Annotated in this window: 21 protein-coding genes; 4 read left to right on the top strand and 17 right to left on the bottom strand. The window is 36.1% G+C overall.

The genetic code is table 11. The features are described from left to right. Position 1: 1 nt before the first annotated feature. The gene (pdhA, locus tag CVD23_RS03480) at positions 2 to 1,117 is read right to left on the bottom strand and encodes a pyruvate dehydrogenase (acetyl-transferring) E1 component subunit alpha (RefSeq protein WP_101576456.1); all 1,116 of its coding nucleotides are present in this window, start codon (positions 1,115 to 1,117) and stop codon (positions 2 to 4) included. Positions 1,118 to 1,649: 532 nt separating this feature from the next. Further along, the gene (locus CVD23_RS03475; RefSeq protein WP_101665207.1) at positions 1,650 to 2,312 is read right to left on the bottom strand and encodes a YkyA family protein; all 663 of its coding nucleotides are present in this window, start codon (positions 2,310 to 2,312) and stop codon (positions 1,650 to 1,652) included. A 371-nt stretch (positions 2,313 to 2,683) separates the two neighbouring features. On the opposite strand from CVD23_RS03475, the gene def reads away from it, so the two are divergent. After that, positions 2,684 to 3,238 (top strand): peptide deformylase, encoded by a 555-nt coding sequence (gene def / locus CVD23_RS03470; RefSeq protein WP_101576454.1) that lies wholly within the window; start codon positions 2,684 to 2,686, stop codon positions 3,236 to 3,238. Positions 3,239 to 3,353: 115 nt separating this feature from the next. On the opposite strand, the gene CVD23_RS03465 is transcribed toward def, so the two are convergent. Next, positions 3,354 to 4,124, bottom strand: a complete 771-nt coding sequence (locus CVD23_RS03465) for a Cof-type HAD-IIB family hydrolase (protein WP_101665206.1) — start codon at positions 4,122 to 4,124, stop codon at positions 3,354 to 3,356. A 24-nt stretch (positions 4,125 to 4,148) separates the two neighbouring features. Beyond that, positions 4,149 to 5,045 carry a DMT family transporter gene (locus tag CVD23_RS03460; RefSeq protein ID WP_101665205.1) on the bottom strand — a complete coding sequence of 299 codons (897 nt, stop codon included), beginning with the start codon at positions 5,043 to 5,045 and terminating at the stop codon, positions 4,149 to 4,151. 519 nt (positions 5,046 to 5,564) lie between these two features. On the opposite strand from CVD23_RS03460, the gene CVD23_RS03455 reads away from it, so the two are divergent. After that, entirely contained in the window at positions 5,565 to 5,774 is a 210-nt protein-coding gene (locus tag CVD23_RS03455) for a DNA-dependent RNA polymerase subunit epsilon (RefSeq protein ID WP_101576451.1), read from the top strand. 6 nt (positions 5,775 to 5,780) lie between these two features. After that, on the top strand, positions 5,781 to 7,448 hold the full coding sequence (rnjA, locus tag CVD23_RS03450) for a ribonuclease J1 (protein ID WP_101576450.1): 1,668 nt from the start codon (positions 5,781 to 5,783) through the stop codon (positions 7,446 to 7,448). A 95-nt stretch (positions 7,449 to 7,543) separates the two neighbouring features. Here rnjA and CVD23_RS03445 read toward each other — a convergent pair whose 3' ends face one another. Then, on the bottom strand, positions 7,544 to 8,203 hold the full coding sequence (locus CVD23_RS03445) for a potassium channel family protein (RefSeq protein WP_101576449.1): 660 nt from the start codon (positions 8,201 to 8,203) through the stop codon (positions 7,544 to 7,546). Positions 8,204 to 8,465: 262 nt separating this feature from the next. Here CVD23_RS03445 and CVD23_RS03440 point away from each other — a divergent pair, with 262 nt between their 5' ends. Continuing rightward, entirely contained in the window at positions 8,466 to 10,235 is a 1,770-nt protein-coding gene (locus tag CVD23_RS03440) for an ABC transporter ATP-binding protein (RefSeq protein ID WP_101665204.1), read from the top strand. Positions 10,236 to 10,279: 44 nt separating this feature from the next. Here the strand turns inward: CVD23_RS03440 and CVD23_RS03435 are convergent, their stop codons facing one another. From CVD23_RS03435 to CVD23_RS03385, 12 genes are all read right to left on the bottom strand, one after another. After that, positions 10,280 to 10,468: a hypothetical protein gene (locus CVD23_RS03435; RefSeq protein WP_101665203.1), complete on the bottom strand. Its 189-nt coding sequence runs from the start codon at positions 10,466 to 10,468 to the stop codon at positions 10,280 to 10,282. 104 nt (positions 10,469 to 10,572) lie between these two features. Next, positions 10,573 to 11,139, bottom strand: a complete 567-nt coding sequence (locus CVD23_RS22755; protein ID WP_374702611.1) for a hypothetical protein — start codon at positions 11,137 to 11,139, stop codon at positions 10,573 to 10,575. A gap of 23 nt (positions 11,140 to 11,162) precedes the next feature. Then, positions 11,163 to 11,666: a nucleotidyltransferase family protein gene (locus tag CVD23_RS22275; protein WP_257987918.1), complete on the bottom strand. Its 504-nt coding sequence runs from the start codon at positions 11,664 to 11,666 to the stop codon at positions 11,163 to 11,165. A 147-nt stretch (positions 11,667 to 11,813) separates the two neighbouring features. Then, positions 11,814 to 12,182 (bottom strand): hypothetical protein, encoded by a 369-nt coding sequence (locus tag CVD23_RS03425; protein WP_257987914.1) that lies wholly within the window; start codon positions 12,180 to 12,182, stop codon positions 11,814 to 11,816. Positions 12,183 to 12,255: 73 nt separating this feature from the next. Next, entirely contained in the window at positions 12,256 to 12,525 is a 270-nt protein-coding gene (locus tag CVD23_RS03420) for a PqqD family protein (RefSeq protein WP_101576445.1), read from the bottom strand. Then, positions 12,525 to 13,184 (bottom strand): hypothetical protein, encoded by a 660-nt coding sequence (locus tag CVD23_RS03415; protein ID WP_257987912.1) that lies wholly within the window; start codon positions 13,182 to 13,184, stop codon positions 12,525 to 12,527. Before CVD23_RS03415 ends, CVD23_RS03420 begins: the two co-directional genes overlap by 1 nt. A gap of 360 nt (positions 13,185 to 13,544) precedes the next feature. Then, positions 13,545 to 14,009 carry a VanZ family protein gene (locus tag CVD23_RS03410; RefSeq protein ID WP_101665200.1) on the bottom strand — a complete coding sequence of 155 codons (465 nt, stop codon included), beginning with the start codon at positions 14,007 to 14,009 and terminating at the stop codon, positions 13,545 to 13,547. Between the two features lie 169 nt (positions 14,010 to 14,178). Then, on the bottom strand, positions 14,179 to 15,270 hold the full coding sequence (locus tag CVD23_RS03405) for a carboxylate--amine ligase (protein WP_101665199.1): 1,092 nt from the start codon (positions 15,268 to 15,270) through the stop codon (positions 14,179 to 14,181). Positions 15,271 to 15,319: 49 nt separating this feature from the next. Next, positions 15,320 to 15,913 (bottom strand): sugar transferase, encoded by a 594-nt coding sequence (locus CVD23_RS03400; protein ID WP_101665225.1) that lies wholly within the window; start codon positions 15,911 to 15,913, stop codon positions 15,320 to 15,322. Positions 15,914 to 15,977: 64 nt separating this feature from the next. Further along, positions 15,978 to 16,805 (bottom strand): tyrosine-protein phosphatase, encoded by an 828-nt coding sequence (locus CVD23_RS03395; protein WP_101665198.1) that lies wholly within the window; start codon positions 16,803 to 16,805, stop codon positions 15,978 to 15,980. 386 nt (positions 16,806 to 17,191) lie between these two features. Beyond that, positions 17,192 to 18,256 carry an acyltransferase family protein gene (locus CVD23_RS03390; protein WP_101665197.1) on the bottom strand — a complete coding sequence of 355 codons (1,065 nt, stop codon included), beginning with the start codon at positions 18,254 to 18,256 and terminating at the stop codon, positions 17,192 to 17,194. A 5-nt stretch (positions 18,257 to 18,261) separates the two neighbouring features. Continuing rightward, positions 18,262 to 19,809, bottom strand: coding sequence for a lipopolysaccharide biosynthesis protein (locus tag CVD23_RS03385; protein ID WP_101665196.1), 1,548 nt, complete (start codon positions 19,807 to 19,809; stop codon positions 18,262 to 18,264). Positions 19,810 to 19,836: the final 27 nt, after the last annotated feature.

Below are 19,836 nucleotides of genomic sequence, written 5' to 3'. Positions count from 1 at the left end.
CTTATTTCGACTCCTTTTCTTTATAAATGTCATATTGTTCTTTTAAATTATTTGGCAATTCTTCATACATATTCGAAATTAAGTCTGTAACGGTTTGTTTAGGGGTATCATCCGCTTTTTTAATCGCTTCTTTGATATCCTCTTTCGCATTTTCAATTACTTCATTTTCCATTTCTTCGTTCCAGATTCCTTTTTTGTCGAGGAATTTACGGAACCGGACAAGCGGATCTTTTCTTTCCCACTCGTTATCAAGATCGGTTGTACGGTAACGAGTCGGATCATCACCCGCCATCGTATGCGGACCATAACGGTAAGTTAATGTTTCAACTAATGTCGGCCCTTCTCCGTTAATCGCACGCTCGCGAGCTTCACGAACGGCAACATAAACTGCCAACGGATCCATCCCGTCTACTTGTATACCCGGAATTCCCGCTGCAACTGCTTTTTGCGCGATAGTTTTCGCTGCTGATTGTTTTTCAACAGGAGTAGAAATAGCAAATCGGTTATTTTGAACAACGAAAATAGCCGGAGCTTTAAATGCACCTGCAAAGTTCATTCCTTCATAGAAATCTCCCTGGGAAGCACCACCGTCTCCTGTATACGTAATCGCAACAGACTTTTGTTTGCGCTTTTTCATTCCGAGTGCAACACCGGCAGCCTGAACGATCTGGGCACCGATAATGATCTGCGGAGATATGACATTAACTCCTTCAGGGATTTGGTTGCCTTTAAAATGGCCGCGTGAAAACAAGAATGCCTGATAAAGCGGAAGTCCATGCCAAATCATTTGCGGCACATCACGATATCCCGGCAAAATAAAGTCTTCTTTCTCAAGTGCGAATTGAGAAGCCAACTGAGAAGCTTCCTGACCCGCTGTAGGTGCATAGAACCCAAGGCGGCCCTGGCGATTCAAGGAAATCGAACGCTGGTCAAGAATCCGCGTATATACCATCCTGCGCATTAATTCTTGTAGCTGCTCATCGCTTAATTGTGGCATTGCCGCCTCATTTACGACTTCCCCATCTTCATTTAAAATTTGAAGCATCGAAAATTGCTCTTCTGTTTTCTCAAGTTGCTTTTCAGCTTCGAATAGCGCTTTATTCGTTTTAGAAGCCATTTGAGTCACCTCTTCCTTTCATTAAAAAAATCATAATATTAAGGGCAAATTTTACTACTATAGCATACCCAATGTCACTAACATTAGGTGCTGCGCTTGCTCTCTTGAAGATAAAGGGCTTTCAAAAACCAACAGTGAACAGCCAGGTAAAGCGGTAAATCTGGAAAGTTATAAAAAGACCTCTACATAGTTTTCCACAAACTCCGGTTATAAAACACTATCTGTTCTTTTCGTGCCCAACTTATTCTGTATCAATTCACTTTACATTTATATTGATACAATAATCTTCATATGGTTTTTAGTTTACACTATGTAAAACTACCGAGTCAATTACTTTGATTTAAGTTTTATACCTTAAACATCGTATTAAAGTTCTTCTCTATTTTATTAACTGTATCACTTAAATAAAATCATCTGTACTATAAAAATGGATTTTTTAAATTTGTGTTATAATAAAGAAGGAATCCATTTAATTAGAGAATCATTATAAACACAAACAGGGAGATTGACCCACGTCAATCTCCCTGTTTTTCTATTCCTCGATTCCGAGTCCGGCTGTCTCATAAAATTTCCGCTTCGAATCATTATAATCTTCTGTGTACGTATTAAATCGTTCATTTGTTTCCAATACTTGTTTGTAAGTAGCATTGATTTTATTGATTTGTTCCTCAAGCTTCTCAATTGTCAGGTCTTCCTGTTTGAACATTTCATACAATTCTCTGTCGTATCCGAGTCCGTTTGAGTAGTTCTCGGCCAAAACCCGGTGGGCATCATACCTTTTTTGCATAGTGCCGTATAGATCGTCCGCCTGTTTTTTCAATTCTTTATCGTCAATGTCATCGATAATGCGTTCAAGCTTTTGAAACTCTTTTTCAGAAGCATTGATGCTTTTAACCTCAGCTTCCATATGTTTTTTTCTTTTATCCACAATCGTTAATGCCTGGTCTGACAGATTAACAATTTGATCGTATTCTTTCATTCCAAGCTCGATCATTTTTCCGTACAGTTCTTTTTCTTCTTTCTCGAGCTTCAATAACGGTTCTTGTTGTTTTTCAAAGCTATCCTCAAGCGCAACAACCTTCTCCATGATTTCATACATTTTCTCTGGTGCCGATTGCTGTCCCAGACAGCCAGCGAGCAGCACAGCCGCGATCAAGTAAATAGCCGCAAGCCAGACAGTTTTTCTATTAAACATTTGACTCCCCCCAACCTATTTATTACTATATCGATTGACCAGTTTTTTTACAATAGCCGGCAGTCTAATCGACATATTAAAGATATTCACCTATAATGAAAATCAATCCAAGACTCGGTAGAAAGAGTCCGTTTTTTATTAGTGAGCAGTTAATTAGTTGAAGAATTAATAATGCTTAATCATAAAATAATTTTACTGAGTAAATTTCACAATGTATTAAGAGCTGACCGAAAAACGAATTAAATTGTTTTAATAAACCAGGAGGATTCAGTATGTCTTAATTTTAAATAATTGTTCGTTTTTCAATTAAAGAAATGCTTGATGAAATTTATTCACTAAAAGTAAATTTAGGGTCATGGGAGTGAAATAACATGATAACAATGGATGACATCATTCGGGACGGCCATCCGGGACTGCGCCAAGTAGCTGAGGAAGTTCAGATGCCACCATCCGAAGAGGATATAAATATATTGAACAGCCTGATGGAATATGTGAAAAACAGCCAGGATCCTGAAATTTCCGCCCGCTATAATTTACGTCCGGGAATCGGCCTTGCAGCTCCGCAGATTAATGTAATGAAAAGAATGATTGCAGTGAACGTCACCGATGAAAAAGGTGAATTGTACAGCTACGCTTTATTCAATCCGAAAATTGTCAGCCACTCGGTTGAGAAGTCATACTTAACTGCCGGTGAAGGATGCCTGTCAGTGGATGAACCGATTCCCGGCTATGTACCAAGATATGCAAGAGTTACAGTAAAAGGCTATGATATCGACGGTACAGCGGTCAAGTTACGATTAAAAGGATTGGTAGCAATCGTCTTCCAGCACGAAATCGATCATTTAAACGGGATCATGTTTTATGACCATATCGATAAAAAAGACCCGTATAAAATCATCGAAAATGCAATCCCGATTGAAAGATAATCTAGCCGGGGTTAAAAACTAAAGGGACTGGCAAAGAGGCGTTATCTTTTCCAGTCCCTTACTTTTCAGTTTTTTTATCTCGGCAGCGCCATGCTAATTACGACCGGTTCAGCGATTAGATAAGCTGTAAATGCTTCAAGCCGTGCTGAATTCCGTCTTCTGCGACGTCCTTTGTAATATAATCGGCATATTGTTTTAATGCTGGTTCGGCATTGCCCATTGCAACGCCAGTGCCTACTGTTTGTATCATCTCAATATCGTTCAGCCCGTCTCCAAATGCAAACACGTTTTCAATCTGAAAACCGAGGCGCTCAATCATTTTTTTAATTCCTTCAGCTTTAGAACCTCCTGCCGGTAAAACATCCATTGAAAACGGATGCCAGCGGATAAACCTGAGCTCGGGAAATTGCTCCAGGTATGAGGCTTCGTCCTCTTCCTCAATGAAAAGAAGTGACTGGTAAATTTCACGATTTTGGTAAAAAGATTTATCTACCTCTGGATGCGGAAATTTGAGGGTCATTAAGCTGTCTTCAATATAGCGATGATGTTTTACAGTTGCTTTCATCGTTCCGTGGTTCATAAAGACAAGCGGATGATTATTCTCTTTTCCTTGCTGCACTAGCCGTTGAATTTCATCATTGTTTAAAGGGTTTTTGTAAATAACCTCCCCTTCAAAAACAACATATTGGCCATTAAAGCTGACAAAAGACTCAATCCCAAGCTCTTCCCGCAGGCTTTCAAACATAAAAGGCGCCCGTCCTGTTGCAATAGCTACATAAACACCGCTGTTTTGCAGCTCTTTTACAGCTTTTTTCGCTGTGATTGGCAGCTTTTTATCGTGGTCAAGCAACGTACCGTCAATGTCAAAAAATACAATTTTACTCATGTTGTTCCCCTTTCTTGCCCTTCATTATGCGGCAGCAGGTTTGCCCTTCTTGCCAGTTTTTTTGCCGGTTGATATGTAGACACCAGAAAAAATTACAAGAAGACCAAAAATCATCGATAAATGAATGCTTTCATCGAGCAGGACTGCTCCCCAGATTAAAGCTGTGCCCGGTACGATATAGGTTACAAGCGATGCCAGTTCGGCACTGCCTTCCTTTACAAGATAGAAATAAAACAAATAAGCAATCCCCGAACCGAATGAACCGAGTCCTAATAAAGGAAGGAGGTTTTCCGATTGCACAAGCTGCGGCAGGGAATCCGGCGCTGTGGCAAGCATCGCCACAAAACTGATCATCGTTGCAGCCAATAGCGTATAAAACGAAATATGTATAATCGGTAAATCAACCAAATATTTTTTTGTCAGGTGCGCACCTGCTCCATAACAGGCAGCTGCTGCCGACATGAAGCCGATTCCGAATAAATTTCCTGAAACAAAATCTCCTGGCCTGATATCTGACAAAATGATAATGCCGGCAAATCCAATCAGAATTCCAATCCATTGCCTGCCTTTTAACCGTGCTGAAAAAAGCACCGCGCCAATGATGAGCGTCCAGATTGGCGTTGAAGCGTTGATAACGGAAGCAAGGCTCGACGAAATTTGCGTCTCGCTCACAGAAATAAAATACCACGGTAAAGCATTATTTAAAAATCCGACTAGCAGTAGTTTTCTCCAAGGAGCGCCTTTTACAAGAAATTCCTTTTTCTGGAAAAAGATGATCAATGCCAACGCCGCAGCACCAAACAAACATCGTCCAAATACAACCGCTGACGGAGCCAAGTTTTCAAGTAAAATTTTGATGAACAAGAAAGAAGTTCCCCAAATTAAACTTAACACGAACAGTGCCCCATAGAGCTTTCCCAACTGAATCCCGCCTTTTCCATTCTCCCATTTTATGAATAAACACTAAACCCTTCGCAAATAATTGTCAATTTTTCGAAACTTGCTCGTTTTCCAACTATACCCATGAAAAAAAAAGGCGAATCATCATATAATATAAGTAAAAAAGAGTGCCATTTTATAAAAAAATCAAAATGATTATTTTAAACATTGTTTGTATCCTTTACTTTGGACAAGGATAGTTTAAAATAAAGGTAAGGAGATGATCCACAATGTTAAAGAAGCTCCGCAAAAAGCTCTTGAAACAGTGGAAAGATTTACTTCGCAAAAAAACAATCGCTTAATTGTTATTTTGGGCCCTTCAAAACTTGCGAAGGGCTCCTTCCTTATTGTAAATTGATAATCAGTGATTTTACATAAGTTTTTCATTTTATCCAGAGATTCCTTTTGCCTGAAATAGGGAGCTTAAAGAAAATAAATGAAATACTATGAAATGTTTTATATAATAAAAAAAGTGATAACGGATGTTAGGAGCGATTTTTAATGATTTTTAAAGTGTTTTACCAAGAAAATATCAAACAAGTGCCGGTTAGAGAAAAAACAAAAACCGTATTTGTCGAAGGAAATTCAGAAAGAGATGTGCGGAGAAAGCTTGCGGACATGTGGTACAATATCGAAATTGTGGTGCCTGTTTCCGGATCCTATTTAGAATATGAACAACAAAACGAAGACTATAAAGTATTGGAGATATGATAATTTATGAAATTTGTAAGAAATGACCAAACTGCCGTATTTGCTCTCGGAGGATTGGGAGAAATCGGTAAAAATACGTACGCCGTTCAATTTCAGGATGAAATTATCTTAATTGATGCGGGAATTAAGTTCCCTGAGGATGAACTGCTTGGAATTGACTACGTCATTCCTGATTACTCGTATTTAGTTAAAAATGAAGAAAAAATAAAAGGCCTGTTTGTGACCCATGGCCATGAAGACCACATTGGCGGCATCCCTTATTTGCTGCGCGAAATCAATATCCCGATTTATGGCGGCAAGCTTGCACTCGGATTGATTAAAAATAAGCTGGAAGAGCATGGCTTGCTAAGAACAACCACGCTTCACGAAATAAAAGAAGATGATGTGATTAAGTTCAGGAAAACTTCTGTCAGCTTTTTCAGAACGACTCATAGTATTCCCGATTCGTATGGGATTGTTGTCAAAACACCACCCGGACAAGTTGTACACACCGGAGATTTTAAATTTGACTTTACACCTGTAGGGGAACCGGCAAACCTCACAAAAATGGCGGAGATCGGAAAAGAAGGAGTCTTGTGCCTACTTTCCGACAGCACAAACAGTGAAGTTCCAAATTTCACGATGTCCGAACGCCTCGTTGGCGAAAGCATTCATGATATTTTCCGAAAAGTTGAAGGAAGGCTTATTTTCGCTACATTCGCCTCAAATATCCATCGCTTGCAGCAAGTGGCGGAGGCTGCTGTTGCCAACGGCAGAAAAATCGCCGTGTTTGGAAGAAGCATGGAGGCAGCAATTGAGATTGGAAAAGATCTCGGCTACATCAATGTCCCGAAAGAAACCTTTATTGACCACCAGCAAATCAACCGGATGCCGGCAAACAAAGTAACGATTTTGTGTACAGGCAGCCAGGGAGAACCAATGGCAGCCCTTTCGAGAATTGCGAACGGCACCCATCGACAAATTCAAATTAACCCCGGAGATACGGTTGTATTCTCTTCTTCACCGATACCGGGTAATACGATCAGTGTTAACCGTACGATCAATTTGCTTTCCCGTGCCGGAGCAGAAGTCATTCATGGTAAATTGAGCAATATTCATACTTCAGGCCATGGTGGACAGGAAGAACAAAAGCTGATGCTTCGTCTAATTAAGCCAAAATTCTTCATGCCGATCCATGGGGAATTCCGGATGCAGAAAATGCATGTAAAGCTCGCCGTCGATTGCGGTGTCGCGGAAGAAAACTGCTTTATCATGGATAATGGCGAGGTTCTTGCCTTAACAGAGGATGAAGCAAGAGTTGCCGGAAAAATCCCGTCAGGTTCTGTCTACATTGACGGAAGCGGCGTTGGAGATATCGGCAATATCGTATTAAGAGACCGCAGAATCCTTTCTGAAGAAGGGTTGGTCGTAGTAGTTGTCAGCATCAATATGAAGGATTTCAAAATCGGGGCCGGACCGGATATTATCTCCCGAGGTTTCGTTTACATGAGAGAATCTGGAGATTTAATTAATGATGCCCAGGTGTTGATAACGAAACACCTGAACAAGGTAATGGAGCGAAAGACAACCCAGTGGTCTGAAATCAAAAATGAAATAACTGATACACTTGCACCATTTCTTTATGAAAAAACAAAACGTCGCCCAATGATCCTTCCGATTATTATGGAAGTATAATGCGACAACCTCTATAAGACAGGAAGCACCTGCCATCCGGCAGGTGCTTCTTTCATTTGTTGCAAAACTTTGGATTGTGTTCCTTGACGCGTTTCTTATAACATCATTTTCTTTTCAAAGCGGTTGATGTCAGCGTCGGCGCCAATGACGATTAAGATATCGCCGCTTTGAATGAATTCATTTGCTTGCGGCGACACAATGATTTCATTTCCCCGTTTAATCGCGACAATGTTAATTCCATATTTGGCGCGAATATCAAGATCGATAATTGAATTGCCCTGGATTCTGTTGTTTGCCACAATTTCAACAATGCTATGTTCATCCGACAGCTCAAGATAGTCCAATACATTATTAGAGACGATATTATGGGCGATCCGTCTCCCCATATCGCGTTCAGGATGGACAACTTGATCAGCGCCAATTTTCCGCAACACTTTTTCATGATAATCGTTCTGGGCTTTGACCGTTATATTATTGACGCCCAGCTCTTTTAAAATAAGGGTTGTTAAGATGCTTGCCTGGATATCTTCACCAATGGCGACGATTACATGATCAAAATTTCGGATTCCGAGGCTTTTTAAAACTGATTCGTCCGTTGTATCACCGACAACAGCATGTGAGGCAATCGTTGAAAATTCATTCACCCTGTCTTCGTTACTGTCTATAGCCATAACTTCCATGCCCTGTTCCGCCAGAGCCCGGCAAATACTGCCACCAAAACGCCCAAGTCCAATTACAGCAAATTCCTTACTCACATGTACTCCTCCAGCACAACATTTTAATAGCTAGGCTTATTTTAACACAGGTTTAAGACGTAAAAAAACTTCTAATAATTAGATTGGTAGTCCTGTCCAATTCCCCAACTACAAAGGAGCCTCGCACGACAAGGATAACACAATTCTCCACAATAAATGCCTTTTTAACATTACACAGTTACTTAAAAGTGGTTTTTAATGTAAAATTAAGAAAAATGAAAATTTAATAATGGTTAATAACCTGCTAACATGGGGGATTTGAATGAAAGAATTAATTTACTTTATCAAACGATTGTATTCATTTACCGGAAAAATTCTTTTCATAAATCTTTTTGGTATGGTACTAGTTAGTTTTCTTGATGGAGTTGGAATGCTTTTATTAATTCCTATGCTAAGCATAGGAGGAATTTTAGAGATGGGCAATACTTCTTCTATGTTAGGATTATTAGATTTTCTAAAAGACTTCCCTGAATCAATTGGGTTGCCTTTCATTTTAGGTGTTTATATAACATTAGTCATTGGGCAGAGCCTTTTAGAGAAATCCATTGCAATTCGGGATGTTAAAATTCAGCAAGGATTCTTAAATGGGCTTAAAGAAGAAATCTATCAAAGCATAATGTTTGTTAAGTGGGATTTCTTTCTTAAAACAAGGAAATCTGATTTGATCAATTCCTTAACAAAAGATATTAATCGAGTCGGCATGGGAATAAAAATGTTTCTACTCTTAGTTTCAAATCTTATTTTTACTGTCATACAAATAGGTATTGCCTTCTGGTTGTCCGCACAAATTTCGGGTCTGGTTCTAATCTGTGGATTAGGCCTTGCTTTCTTTTCATGGAAGTTTGTTAAGCAAGCAAAGATATTAGGGAAAGAAACTACCCAACTATCAAGAAAGTATCTGGCTGGTATTACAGATAATCTAAATGGCATTAAAGATATTAAGACGAACACACTTGAAAAATCTCGTATGCAATGGTTAAGGACTTTAAATAAGAGAATGCTTAAGGAACAAGTTAAATATGTGAAATTACAGTCTAACACCAGGCTATCTTACAAATTAGCTTTGTCCGTAATAATTACTTGTTTTATTTTTTTATCAGTCAACTTGTTTCATAGCCAACCAGAGAAATTATTAATAGTGATTCTCCTTTTTTCTAGACTGTGGCCCCGGTTTGTAAGTATCCAGTCGAATTTGCAGCAATTGGCTTCAACTCTGCCAGCCTTTAAGGTTTTGTTGGATCTACAAAATAGAACAAAGGGTTCTGCAGAAATGGATTTTGGAGACGATGAAAATATAAAACCACTATATGTAAAAAAAATGATCGAATGCCGTAATGTGTTTTTTAGATACAATGTTAAAACTCCAACCTATGCTCTTCGAAACATCAGTGTACAGATTCCTACAAATTACATGACAGCAATAGTAGGGCACTCTGGCGCTGGAAAAAGCACATTAGTTGACATTATAATGGGACTTAATCATCCAGAAAGTGGAGATCTCTTAATAGACGGGGTTCCACTAACCGGTAAGGATCTATTAGCTTTAAGAAAAAGTATCAGTTTTGTTCCACAAGACCCTTTCCTTTTCAATTCAAGTATCAGACAGAATCTGCTTTTAATGGAACCAAATGCTACAGAAGAACAAATGTGGGAAGCTTTGGAGCTCGCTGCTGCTGATGATTTTGTAAAAAGTCTCTCAAAAGGATTGGACACCAAAATCGGTGACAGAGGTATAAGATTATCGGGCGGAGAACGACAACGTCTAGTTTTAGCTCGTGCTATTTTGAGAAAGCCTTCCATCTTAGTGTTGGATGAACCCACGAGCGCTTTAGACACGGAAAACGAAATAAGAATTCAAGAAGCTCTTCAGAAATTAAAAAAGAAGATGACTATCCTAATTATTGCTCATCGTCCTTCCACCATTAATCATGCTGATCAGGTTATTGTATTAGACCAAGGGGAGATTATTCAAAAAGGGGAATATAAGCAATTGATAAATGAAAAAAAAGAGGTTTTATTACTGGAGAAATGAAAAACAAAAAAATACCCATCAGATGGGTACTTTTTTGTTTGTGATTACCTTCTACGGCCGTTTCTATCGTCATTTTCATCATCTTCATCATCACTGCCCTGATCATCATCATTTTCCCGGTCGTCATCCCAATCATCATCATCATCATCCCAGTTCGGACCACTTACTGTTGTTTCAAATTTAATTGCTTGATGACTAATAACCATAGGGCGTAAATAGATTTTTTCAGACATTGTTTTAACCTCCTCTTTAATAAGACTATAAAAAAAGTTCTTAATTAAGAACTTTTAACCCGAAATTGCTAACCTTCAAAAGAATAATTGCAGGGTTATAGCTCCTAACAACCTTTTGTAGGAAGAAAAAACATTTTAACGACGTTAATAAATCTCTTCTTACTTAGGAGTATATACTTAAATTGACTCTTTTGTTTATCTTTTTCTAAGTGTGTAACCAAATCTGCTTCGGAAGGAGCAATCCATTTCAACATTTCAATGAAACTATGCCTCGCACTATCGTAACTAAAGAATTGATAGTCAATAAAATCTGCATACTTCTTAATAGATTTTCGATTTTTTTTCTTAAAGGAATTAGATTCCCAAATTATGTTTTTTCTTTTATAAGGGAATTTCTTTATTTGATCCAGGTGTGGAAACTGCTGATATATAATTGACAACGTCCTAATGATCCGCTTTATTGTTTTGTGCCTGCTTGCATCTTGAAAAAGAAGAGAATAATCAATCTCATCATGCAGAAGATGCAACAATTGAATGATATCCAGAAAGTACTTCGGAGAATCTAAATTATGCCTCCACCCATGAAGGCTTATCATATAGAAAGTATGATAACTCGAAAGTTCTTTTATATGTTTTTTTACAGGTAAAGCCTGTTTCCAAAACTCATCTATTTGAAAGCTCGCGGTGTTTTCTTTTAATAAATCCCAATGAATTCAACACTCAAAGGTATTCGAGACCTAGGTATTTCTTTGCTGTAGCTGCAATGGAAATGGCCAGGAATGCGTTCCTTCTCAGCATCAAAGCCCAATGATTTCACACACTCTATCGCTTTTTCTACTTCCGCAGCTTTTATTAACACATCAATATCTGATGTGGGCCTGGCACCGATATGGCCAAAGTACTTTTCGGCAAACACAGTACCTTTTAACGGAATGACATCAATCCCCTGCGTTTCAAAATGAGTTAATATTTGCTCAGTTTGATTTTTAATGAAGATGTTTTGGTACAGGACCTTAATATACTTTTCCTTTAGCCGTTCCTGGAAAAATTGGGGAGTTTGTTCCAGTTTTCCTTGTTGTTTCAATAAAACATATATCTGTGATGAAACCGAAAAGTATTCAAGTTCTTCCAAAAGTTGTTCATAAAAATCCTTTGGAAGGGGAACCTGTGGATCATATAACGCCTTGATCAAATTCATGAACAATGGCTTTCCTTCCTTCCAATGTTATTGGGATAATGCTACTAAAGATTTACCTTTCTTTAAAAATCTGTTCTATTTATATTAATAAGGCTTCACAATATTGACGGTTTGCTGTCTTTTCTGGTCAATGATAGGGACACTCCATTAATATTGATAGTGGCTCTTCCAATTTAAATATTTGCGCAGCATCCCGGAAATGACTGGTAATTTCAGAATTAACCTCCCCCACAAGGCAGCTGCATGATTTGCAACACTGATTTTCTTTTCAGCCTTCTGTATAAAAGTTAGCTTTCCTATGATTTGATATTCATTAATTGGTTGATCAAAACCGAGGTTCGTATCACCTTTTAAAAAATAATATCTCATATAATTCATTGTTTTCTGCTCGTAAAAGCGATGGGCAATTATTCGCCCGGTTCTAGAGTGGTATAAAACAATTTCACCTTTCATTAATTGCCAGGGGTCGCATATAACAAACCGACAAATATCACCCGTTTGAATCAACGGAAACATACTGTTCCCCTGCGCGGGCAGATCAATGAACCCATCCTTACTAACGGTTTTTTTGAATAGGTCGATGGTCGCCTTATCGAATATCATGATGAATCAATCCACATTCCATAAGATTTGCCAGAAATGCTTCAACGTCCGCTTTCACAGTATCACTATCAGGACAAAACTTCTGTTGAATAGCATCACTAAGCGATTCTACTGATTGAGCTTCACTTAACAAGGTCCAGCAGAATCCCCCTGTTTCATTTAACCTCGTCACGGTGTAATCAACTGTATTTAGAATAATCCACTCATCTTCAAGTTGGGTGGCCTCATAGTTATTCTTATGTACATATTGATTCATTATGAAATCAACTCCCAAAATGTTTGATCTTTTTTAAAATGAAGTTCATATGAAGGAACCGTACCAACCATGGTTCTTAATAATCCGAGAATCCGATTCGTTTCTTCCGGGCTGTGTGCCCAATAAAAAACTTTATCCATCAGGTGGATCAGGGCATCCGGCTTTCTCAGTTTCACTCTGTTATTTTCCAGGGCATGGTACAAAATCTGAATGCTTGCCAAAGGGGCTGACTCCCCCGGTCCATTCGCTGTGATTTCACTGCGGAACGGAGAATTAAAGACAGTGACAGCATCAGGAGTAATTTTCACAAGCGTTGCTTCATCGGAAAGAACGTCCCGAGGGTGCGACAACCTTGCAGCCGTTGACTTACCTGCTCCCGATTGCCCTGCAAAAATATGTGCCTCCCCCTTATCGATTGCACAAGAGGAATGAATCAGAAGGCCCCAATTGTGATGGAGGATAAAAGAGCTGTATAGGTTCATGAGGGCGTGTTTTAACGCCAGATCGTTGTATACACGAACTGTTGCAGTCTTGTGATCTAAATCCGTTTCTATTTGGTAATCGGCTCTTCGGAAACAGATCTTATCCACTGATTTAATCACTTCCACCTTGTAGCCAACGAAAGGTATCCCATAGTCGCCTTCGATTCTTATTTGCATATATCGCTCTACATTGTCCTGAGGATTACATTGTTGGAAATTTTGATTTAGAAATTTTAGAACATTTTTGTGTTTACTTAAAATAAGAAAGTGATGTTCTCCTATAGCTATTGTTTTTTTTCCCATGTTTATCCCCTTTTGAAAATTTGAACCGTTTTTTGAAAAAAGAGAGAAGAATAGTAAAGGAATTTAGTTGTCACCTTTTTCCTTATTATAATACATCAATCGTTCTTATTAAAGAACACTTTCAAATAATCTATAAAAACAATGTAGATAGCATGCTTCATTTAATAACAAAACTAAACATTAAGACTGAAATAAAATTTTTCAGATTTCCCTCTTTAATTAGCATCATCTCGATTACACTCCCTGAGAACTTTGGGTTATCCTTGTTAAAATGCGGCCGATTTTGGAATTTCTATTTTTAAAATAATACTTATGAATAATCCACCAAACAAATATAATTCCAATTGTATTTTTAATTAGGTCACCAACTGAGGCAGACCTGTATGGTATATTAACCTGGTGAATTTCGTCAATAAATCCATATAGGAAAGCAATAGTGATTGCCATGTAGTCCTTCTTATTTGTAAACTCTCCAAAACTAAGAAAAACCAAGATGATAAACAAGTACAATAAACCAAATTCAAATAGATGGGCAAATTCGAAAGCTGCTCCAATTAGCCAGATGACAGGCAAACTAAATATAGAAGCAAGGCTGCTGCTTACAGACTCTGGATTAAAATAACTCGATTGAAGCCAAATGAATAACATGTATGCCAATAAAAAGAATAGTAGGATGAATCTTTTGAATAGCAGTTGCATGAGAACCGTCCTTTAATTTAACTCATAGTTTCCAGATTTCTAATCCTGGTGGTCGCATTTTTTTTAAAAGAAAAGAGAGGGAGAAAGCCACTATGAGTTAATAAACATAGTGGCTTTACTTGTGTTAATTCGTCTCTCCAATTGGTTTTTTAGAGGTCTAATTTTAGCGCTATACTTGGGTGGAGATAATGTTTTGTTCTTGGATTGTTTTGCTTACCTCTTCCTGCGTTGTTAAAATTGGTTCTCTATCCATATCTCTAATCCAGAGCAGCCCATCTGGAAGTGGATTCACCTTTTTCTGAAGGTACGGAAATTTCTGATACAAAACGATATCTTTGTATATCTCAGGCATATTTAGACCAGCTTCTGTAAAAAAGTAACAGGTTGTGAAAAATCGCATGTTAATTTCTGTAGGATTCGGGTAATCATTTTGGTCATATGTCATATCTACCCCATAAACACCATGAGGTTTTTTATCAATAGCAAATATAGTATCCATTGCAATTCTGTCTACAGTTTCACTTGAGTATGTTTCCCCCACTCCTGTAATGCCCGTAACACCTGATAATGTGCGATTTCCAAATCCCCAAGATTTTCTTCTCCTTGTCTGTGCAACAACAAGCTCGCCTTCATACCAAACAGACAACCAAGTGACTGTTTTATCAGACTGGAGCAATTCTGAACCAGTAAAACTACCCCATCCTTTATAAATGTCAATCCAGTTTTTTGCAAACTCATAATCGTTAGTAGGCAATGCTCCCCTACCTCCTGCTCCAATCGTAGATCTCAACCATATTTTCCCTTCCTGATTCCCAAGCTGATTAAATGCCTTCTTCAAGTCCGATTCGTCATGTATAATCATTGTCTTAGGAACTTTAATCCCTGCAGCTTGCCAAACTTTATAAGACTCATATTTGTCTGTACATGCTTTAATAACTTCATGCCTAGGCATATACAATTTAGTTCCCGTTGCAGAAATTTCATCTCTGAACTTTGATGCTTCAAATATTTCTCTATCATTCATAAAAACAGCCAGACTAGGCTTTTCTTTTTCTAAAAGTCCTAAAAATGACTTTTTGTAATCTTTGCCAAATGCAAACTCATAGGGGATGTGACGTTTCGTTTCAGCTTTTGAAGTATAAAGATTGATCGGGTTTCTTGAAACACCAATTATTTCTTGTTTCTTTAACGATTCGTTCCACGACTTTATTACATTTTCTGCAGGGGCTACACCAACATCAGTTATTAAGATTTTTTCCATTTTTACACCTCATTTGAAGATAGTTTAGTGCCATAACGAGATTAAAGGATTATTCAACATTTCTTTGCATACCCTTGAAACGTTCCATGCTGTAGTGATCTTTTGCGCTAACTCCCTCTTTTTTAAATACCTTTGTTAAAGTTAAGGCCATTATTTTCAGGTCAAGCCAAATAGATTGATTATTTACATACCAAATATCTAATTTAAATTTCTCGCCCCAATTAATTGAATTGCGACCATTTACTTGAGCCCACCCCGTAATGCCTGGTTTAACTTCATGTCTTCGAGCTTGTTCTGGTGTATATAACGAAAGATACTCCATTAACAATGGCCGTGGTCCAACTAAACTTAACTCTCCCCTCATTACATTAAAAAGCTGCGGCAATTCATCTAAACTGTATTTTCTTAACAGTATCCCTAACTTTGTTAACCTTAATTTCCCTGGCAACATATTCCCGTTCTCATCCCTTTTATCAATCATGGTCCGAAATTTATAAATATAAAAGGGTTTTCCATAACGTCCAGGTCGGAATTGCTTAAACAAAACGGGTGAGCCCATATTAATCAAAATCATTATGGTGATGATCAACAAAACAGGTGAAAAAATAAGTATCAGTAAGAATGATCCAAACAAATCTATCATTCTTTTCAAAATAATTACCCCCTTAAGATGCAGTCCTAATATATGCTTAAAGATGATTTTATTACTAAACTTTTTGAGAACTTACTTGATTTAATGGATGATTATAGAGGAAGAAATATTGCCATCTCTTTTCTATAAATTTTGGGTTGTTAATTTTGAAATCAGTACCTTTTAAAGCATGAATTGCATTTGCCTCTAGGTATTTTCGATAATTTGAGGAATAATTATTTTCTATATATTCATAGGAATTTATTAGTTCAAATTTACGACGAGTATAATGATGAGCATCCGATGCAACAAAATGAACAAGTTCATGATCTAATAAATGTAATGAGAAATTCTTTAAACGTCTGCCATGTGTTCCTGTTATACTACCAGCTGTTATTTGGACTAAAATTCCTCGTTGGACCATATCATAAATTTTCGAAGGGTTTTTTCTTAATATTTTATTCCTTTCAGGATGAGCGAGAATAGGAACAAACCCCTTTTTTTGCAGTTCATATAACACTTCTTCAGTTTGAGTGGGATAGTAGCTACATGGAAGTTCCATCAATAAGTATTTCCCAGTCTTATTTAAGGTTAAAAAATGTTCCAAGTTATTTTCAATATCATTTCGTATATTTTCATGGAGATGAAATTCTATCCCTGGATAAACGTTTAAAGGAATTTCATGTTCCTTTAATAATTGATTCACACTCTCCGCCATTTTTAAAATCATAGAATGATCATTTTCGTAAAAATGGTGTTTATGAATATGTTTATGATGTGGAGTTGCAATAACATGGTTTATCCCTGAATCTACTGCTTGTTTGGCCAGTAATATGGTTTCCTCCCAGTTTTCTGGACCATCATCGAGTCCGGGCAAAATGTGGTTATGAATATCAACAATCATGTTGTGTTGCTCCCTTCATAGTTTAATATTCGTTCTTTTTAAAGAACACAACAATAAGTATATTCTCCTATAAGACAAAAATTCCTGCTGTAAGTTATTAATTTTTTCCCATACGCCCAACATGCTGTGATTGATAAACTTGTACTTCAAGGTCACACACGCAACCTTTAATAAGTTTTTACGCTGTTAAGAAAATATAAAAATGGATTTAGTATTTGAAATATGCGCTCATTAAAAAAAGAACTAGGATAAATACTAGTTCTAACGGTTAAACCTCTAAAAACTGAAATTTTAGAAATCCAAAAAATCATTAAGTTTTAATCAATAGGGTTTCACAGAAATTCAAGGATTTCATTTATTTGATTTTTCAAATAAACCTTTATTGGTTACCTGGAAGAGGTGAGCTTAAATTCCAGTACTCCATTTCGATAAATTACCAATGTTTTTTGTTTAATAAATTGAATGATTAAACATACTGTATGAGATACGATTAATACACAAGGTATAAATAGTATATTCCATATTATAGAATCGGAAATATAGTCTAAATTTAATAAACTCAATGTGGTAAAAGCGATTCCCATTATCATAGGATGTACTAAATATATTCCGAGCGAATTTTTACCAACTTTATTAATAAAAGAGTTCTGTAATATTTTATGATTTTTTATACAAACACAAAATATCAGTGTACATAGAGGTATGGTAAAGACAAAATAGTCGCCAAATGAATTAAAAATACTACGATATATATATGATTCTGTTAACATTAAACTAGCCATTATTAATGCCAACAATATATATTGTATACTTTTTAATTGCGGAATATATGTTTCTTTTTTAGCTAGGTAAGCGCCTAAAGTCGTATAAAACAAACCAAAATATATTGCATCCCTTGTAATAATCCACATATCTTGATTAACAACGGGTAAAAATACACCTATTATATTTAGTAATAGTGTTACGGTTAAAGCCTTACCAATTAAGTCTTTATTAATTATTATATAAAGTATAGGAATAATACATATTAATGACGATAAGTACCATAGATGACTCTCTATTATCCCAGTTTCCCGTGCATAGTATAAATCACTCACCCTAAATTTATACAGATAGTTCCTTACATCATTAATAATAGTTTGGGCACTATTTAAATTAGTCAAAATAATCATACTTATATGATATACCATATAGATTAAAATCCAAGAAACGAGAATTTTTATTATCTTTATTAAATATTTCTTAGTGTGTCCGCTGTTCTCAAGCCGAGTAATCTTTTGTGCAAAAAAATATCCTGAACAAATAAAAAAAAGTGGTACCCCCACTCTAGAAATTGTTTTTAAAAAGAAAGTTATATCAGGATTTATGCTTATAAACGGTGCAATATGTATATTAATCACTGCTAATATACAAAAGAACTTCAGTGAATTAATCGAATAATTCATATTCATTTTATTCAAGCTCCTTTTATTGTTTGCTTATTTTTTCTTAATTTAAATAAATCTGCTTTTACAATATTAAGTAGGTATTGGAATTCTTCTGTTTTAAAAAATACTGTAACATATATAATATTAGGAATAATTAAACAAATAGTTCCCTTTAGTATTAAGGATACAAAGCTATCTGAACTTCTAAAAGCACTACATATTTCCGTTGTTACAAAGCAAGTCATTATGGTTAAAAATACGTAAAGCCCATATTTTAAGAAATATTGTCTAACAGATCTCTTAAAAACATTTTTATAAACAATAAATGGCTGAGTCCAAACTACAGTAGCAATTGTACTTATTGCAGTTCCCATAAAAACACCTGCTAATCCAAAATAATTCATCAAAATTAGTGATGAAATTAAATTTATAAATCCTTCAATCAATGGAGCAAACTTATCTTGGACAAATAATCCAGCTTTATTTTTAAAGGTTGCTATAGCTGTTCGCATTCCAGTCAAGTAAAAATTGATTAATAGTAAAATAAATGTTAGCTTATCAAGAAGGTATTCTTCCCCAAGCCACCAACTAATAAAAGGTTCTAATAAGTTGTATAAAAATATTACAGAAAATGAATATATCCAAAAATTCACAAAATACGCTATCTTAAATATAGAATAGTTTTTATCACTACTTTCAGTAGCAATTAAATTTCCTACGCTAGCTCCAATACCATCAATTATAGGATTTACTAATGATGACAATTGTTGAATGATCATTGTATAGTTAGAATAGAGACCTACTGTTGCAACACTTATAAAGGAGGCAATAAGTATATTATCTGTTCCAAATACAAGATAACCACCAATATTATGTAAAAACATAGCTTTGACATTCGTTATTAAGTTTTCCTTGGTCACTTTATCTACTGGGTATTTTACTTTTGTTTTAATATACGAATACCTTTTATTTACAATTTCACCATTAATTACGTTTTGAATAGCAAATATAATTAGTTCTATTACCAAATAAAGTATATAATTTTGTGTTGAAAGAAGTATCATTATCTTACCAATAGTAGTAAGTACTTGGAACATTAGATCCATTTTAACTAAAATATATCCTTTTTGATCTGCATTTATCAAAGACCACTTATGAGCATTTAAAAAGGCGATTACATTTTTTACTACGAATAGTAAATATATTATAGTAATATTTGATATAGAACCTCCATCTTTCATCAAATAACCTAAGAATGGATATAGAGCTAAACTAATAAATAAAACAATTATCGCTAAAACTGCATATGCTTTTCTGTATAATTGAACCAATGCGATTATTTTTTCTCTATCATTTTCTGCTAGGGGCTTATACAGGTTATACACTATACTTATCCCTATTCCACCTTCAACTAATGCAATCATAGATAAGACATTTGTAAGTAGTCCATTTACCCCTAAATAATCGACACCTAGACTATCTAAAAAAACTTTTCGAGATATAAAGCCCAGTATTACAATCACCATTTGAGAAAATATACTTATAGATATATTCTTTATTGAATGTTTAATTCTCATAGTATTAATCCTTTAAAGTTCTATTGT

Origin of the sequence: Bacillus sp. V33-4 (assembly GCF_002860225.1) — a bacterium.
Lineage (GTDB): Bacteria > Bacillota > Bacilli > Bacillales > Cytobacillaceae > Bacillus_BJ > Bacillus_BJ canaveralius.
Note: the sequence above shows the minus strand (reverse complement) of the source record. Positions and strands in the feature narration are given on the sequence as shown.

Coding starts and splice junctions, on each gene's coding strand:
- pdhA (WP_101576456.1), bottom strand. CDS start 1,117: ATGGCTTCTAAAACGAATAAAGCGCTATTCGAAGCTGAAAAGCAACTT.
- CVD23_RS03475 (WP_101665207.1), bottom strand. CDS start 2,312: ATGTTTAATAGAAAAACTGTCTGGCTTGCGGCTATTTACTTGATCGCG.
- def (WP_101576454.1), top strand. CDS start 2,684: ATGATAACAATGGATGACATCATTCGGGACGGCCATCCGGGACTGCGC.
- CVD23_RS03465 (WP_101665206.1), bottom strand. CDS start 4,124: ATGAGTAAAATTGTATTTTTTGACATTGACGGTACGTTGCTTGACCAC.
- CVD23_RS03455 (WP_101576451.1), top strand. CDS start 5,565: ATGATTTTTAAAGTGTTTTACCAAGAAAATATCAAACAAGTGCCGGTT.
- rnjA (WP_101576450.1), top strand. CDS start 5,781: ATGAAATTTGTAAGAAATGACCAAACTGCCGTATTTGCTCTCGGAGGA.
- CVD23_RS03440 (WP_101665204.1), top strand. CDS start 8,466: ATGAAAGAATTAATTTACTTTATCAAACGATTGTATTCATTTACCGGA.
- CVD23_RS03435 (WP_101665203.1), bottom strand. CDS start 10,468: ATGTCTGAAAAAATCTATTTACGCCCTATGGTTATTAGTCATCAAGCA.
- CVD23_RS22275 (WP_257987918.1), bottom strand. CDS start 11,666: ATGAATTTGATCAAGGCGTTATATGATCCACAGGTTCCCCTTCCAAAG.
- CVD23_RS03425 (WP_257987914.1), bottom strand. CDS start 12,182: ATGTTTCCGTTGATTCAAACGGGTGATATTTGTCGGTTTGTTATATGC.
- CVD23_RS03420 (WP_101576445.1), bottom strand. CDS start 12,525: ATGAATCAATATGTACATAAGAATAACTATGAGGCCACCCAACTTGAA.
- CVD23_RS03415 (WP_257987912.1), bottom strand. CDS start 13,184: ATGCAAATAAGAATCGAAGGCGACTATGGGATACCTTTCGTTGGCTAC.
- CVD23_RS03410 (WP_101665200.1), bottom strand. CDS start 14,009: ATGCAACTGCTATTCAAAAGATTCATCCTACTATTCTTTTTATTGGCA.
- CVD23_RS03405 (WP_101665199.1), bottom strand. CDS start 15,270: ATGGAAAAAATCTTAATAACTGATGTTGGTGTAGCCCCTGCAGAAAAT.
- CVD23_RS03400 (WP_101665225.1), bottom strand. CDS start 15,913: ATGATAGATTTGTTTGGATCATTCTTACTGATACTTATTTTTTCACCT.
- CVD23_RS03395 (WP_101665198.1), bottom strand. CDS start 16,805: ATGATTGTTGATATTCATAACCACATTTTGCCCGGACTCGATGATGGT.
- CVD23_RS03390 (WP_101665197.1), bottom strand. CDS start 18,256: ATGAATATGAATTATTCGATTAATTCACTGAAGTTCTTTTGTATATTA.
- CVD23_RS03385 (WP_101665196.1), bottom strand. CDS start 19,809: ATGAGAATTAAACATTCAATAAAGAATATATCTATAAGTATATTTTCT.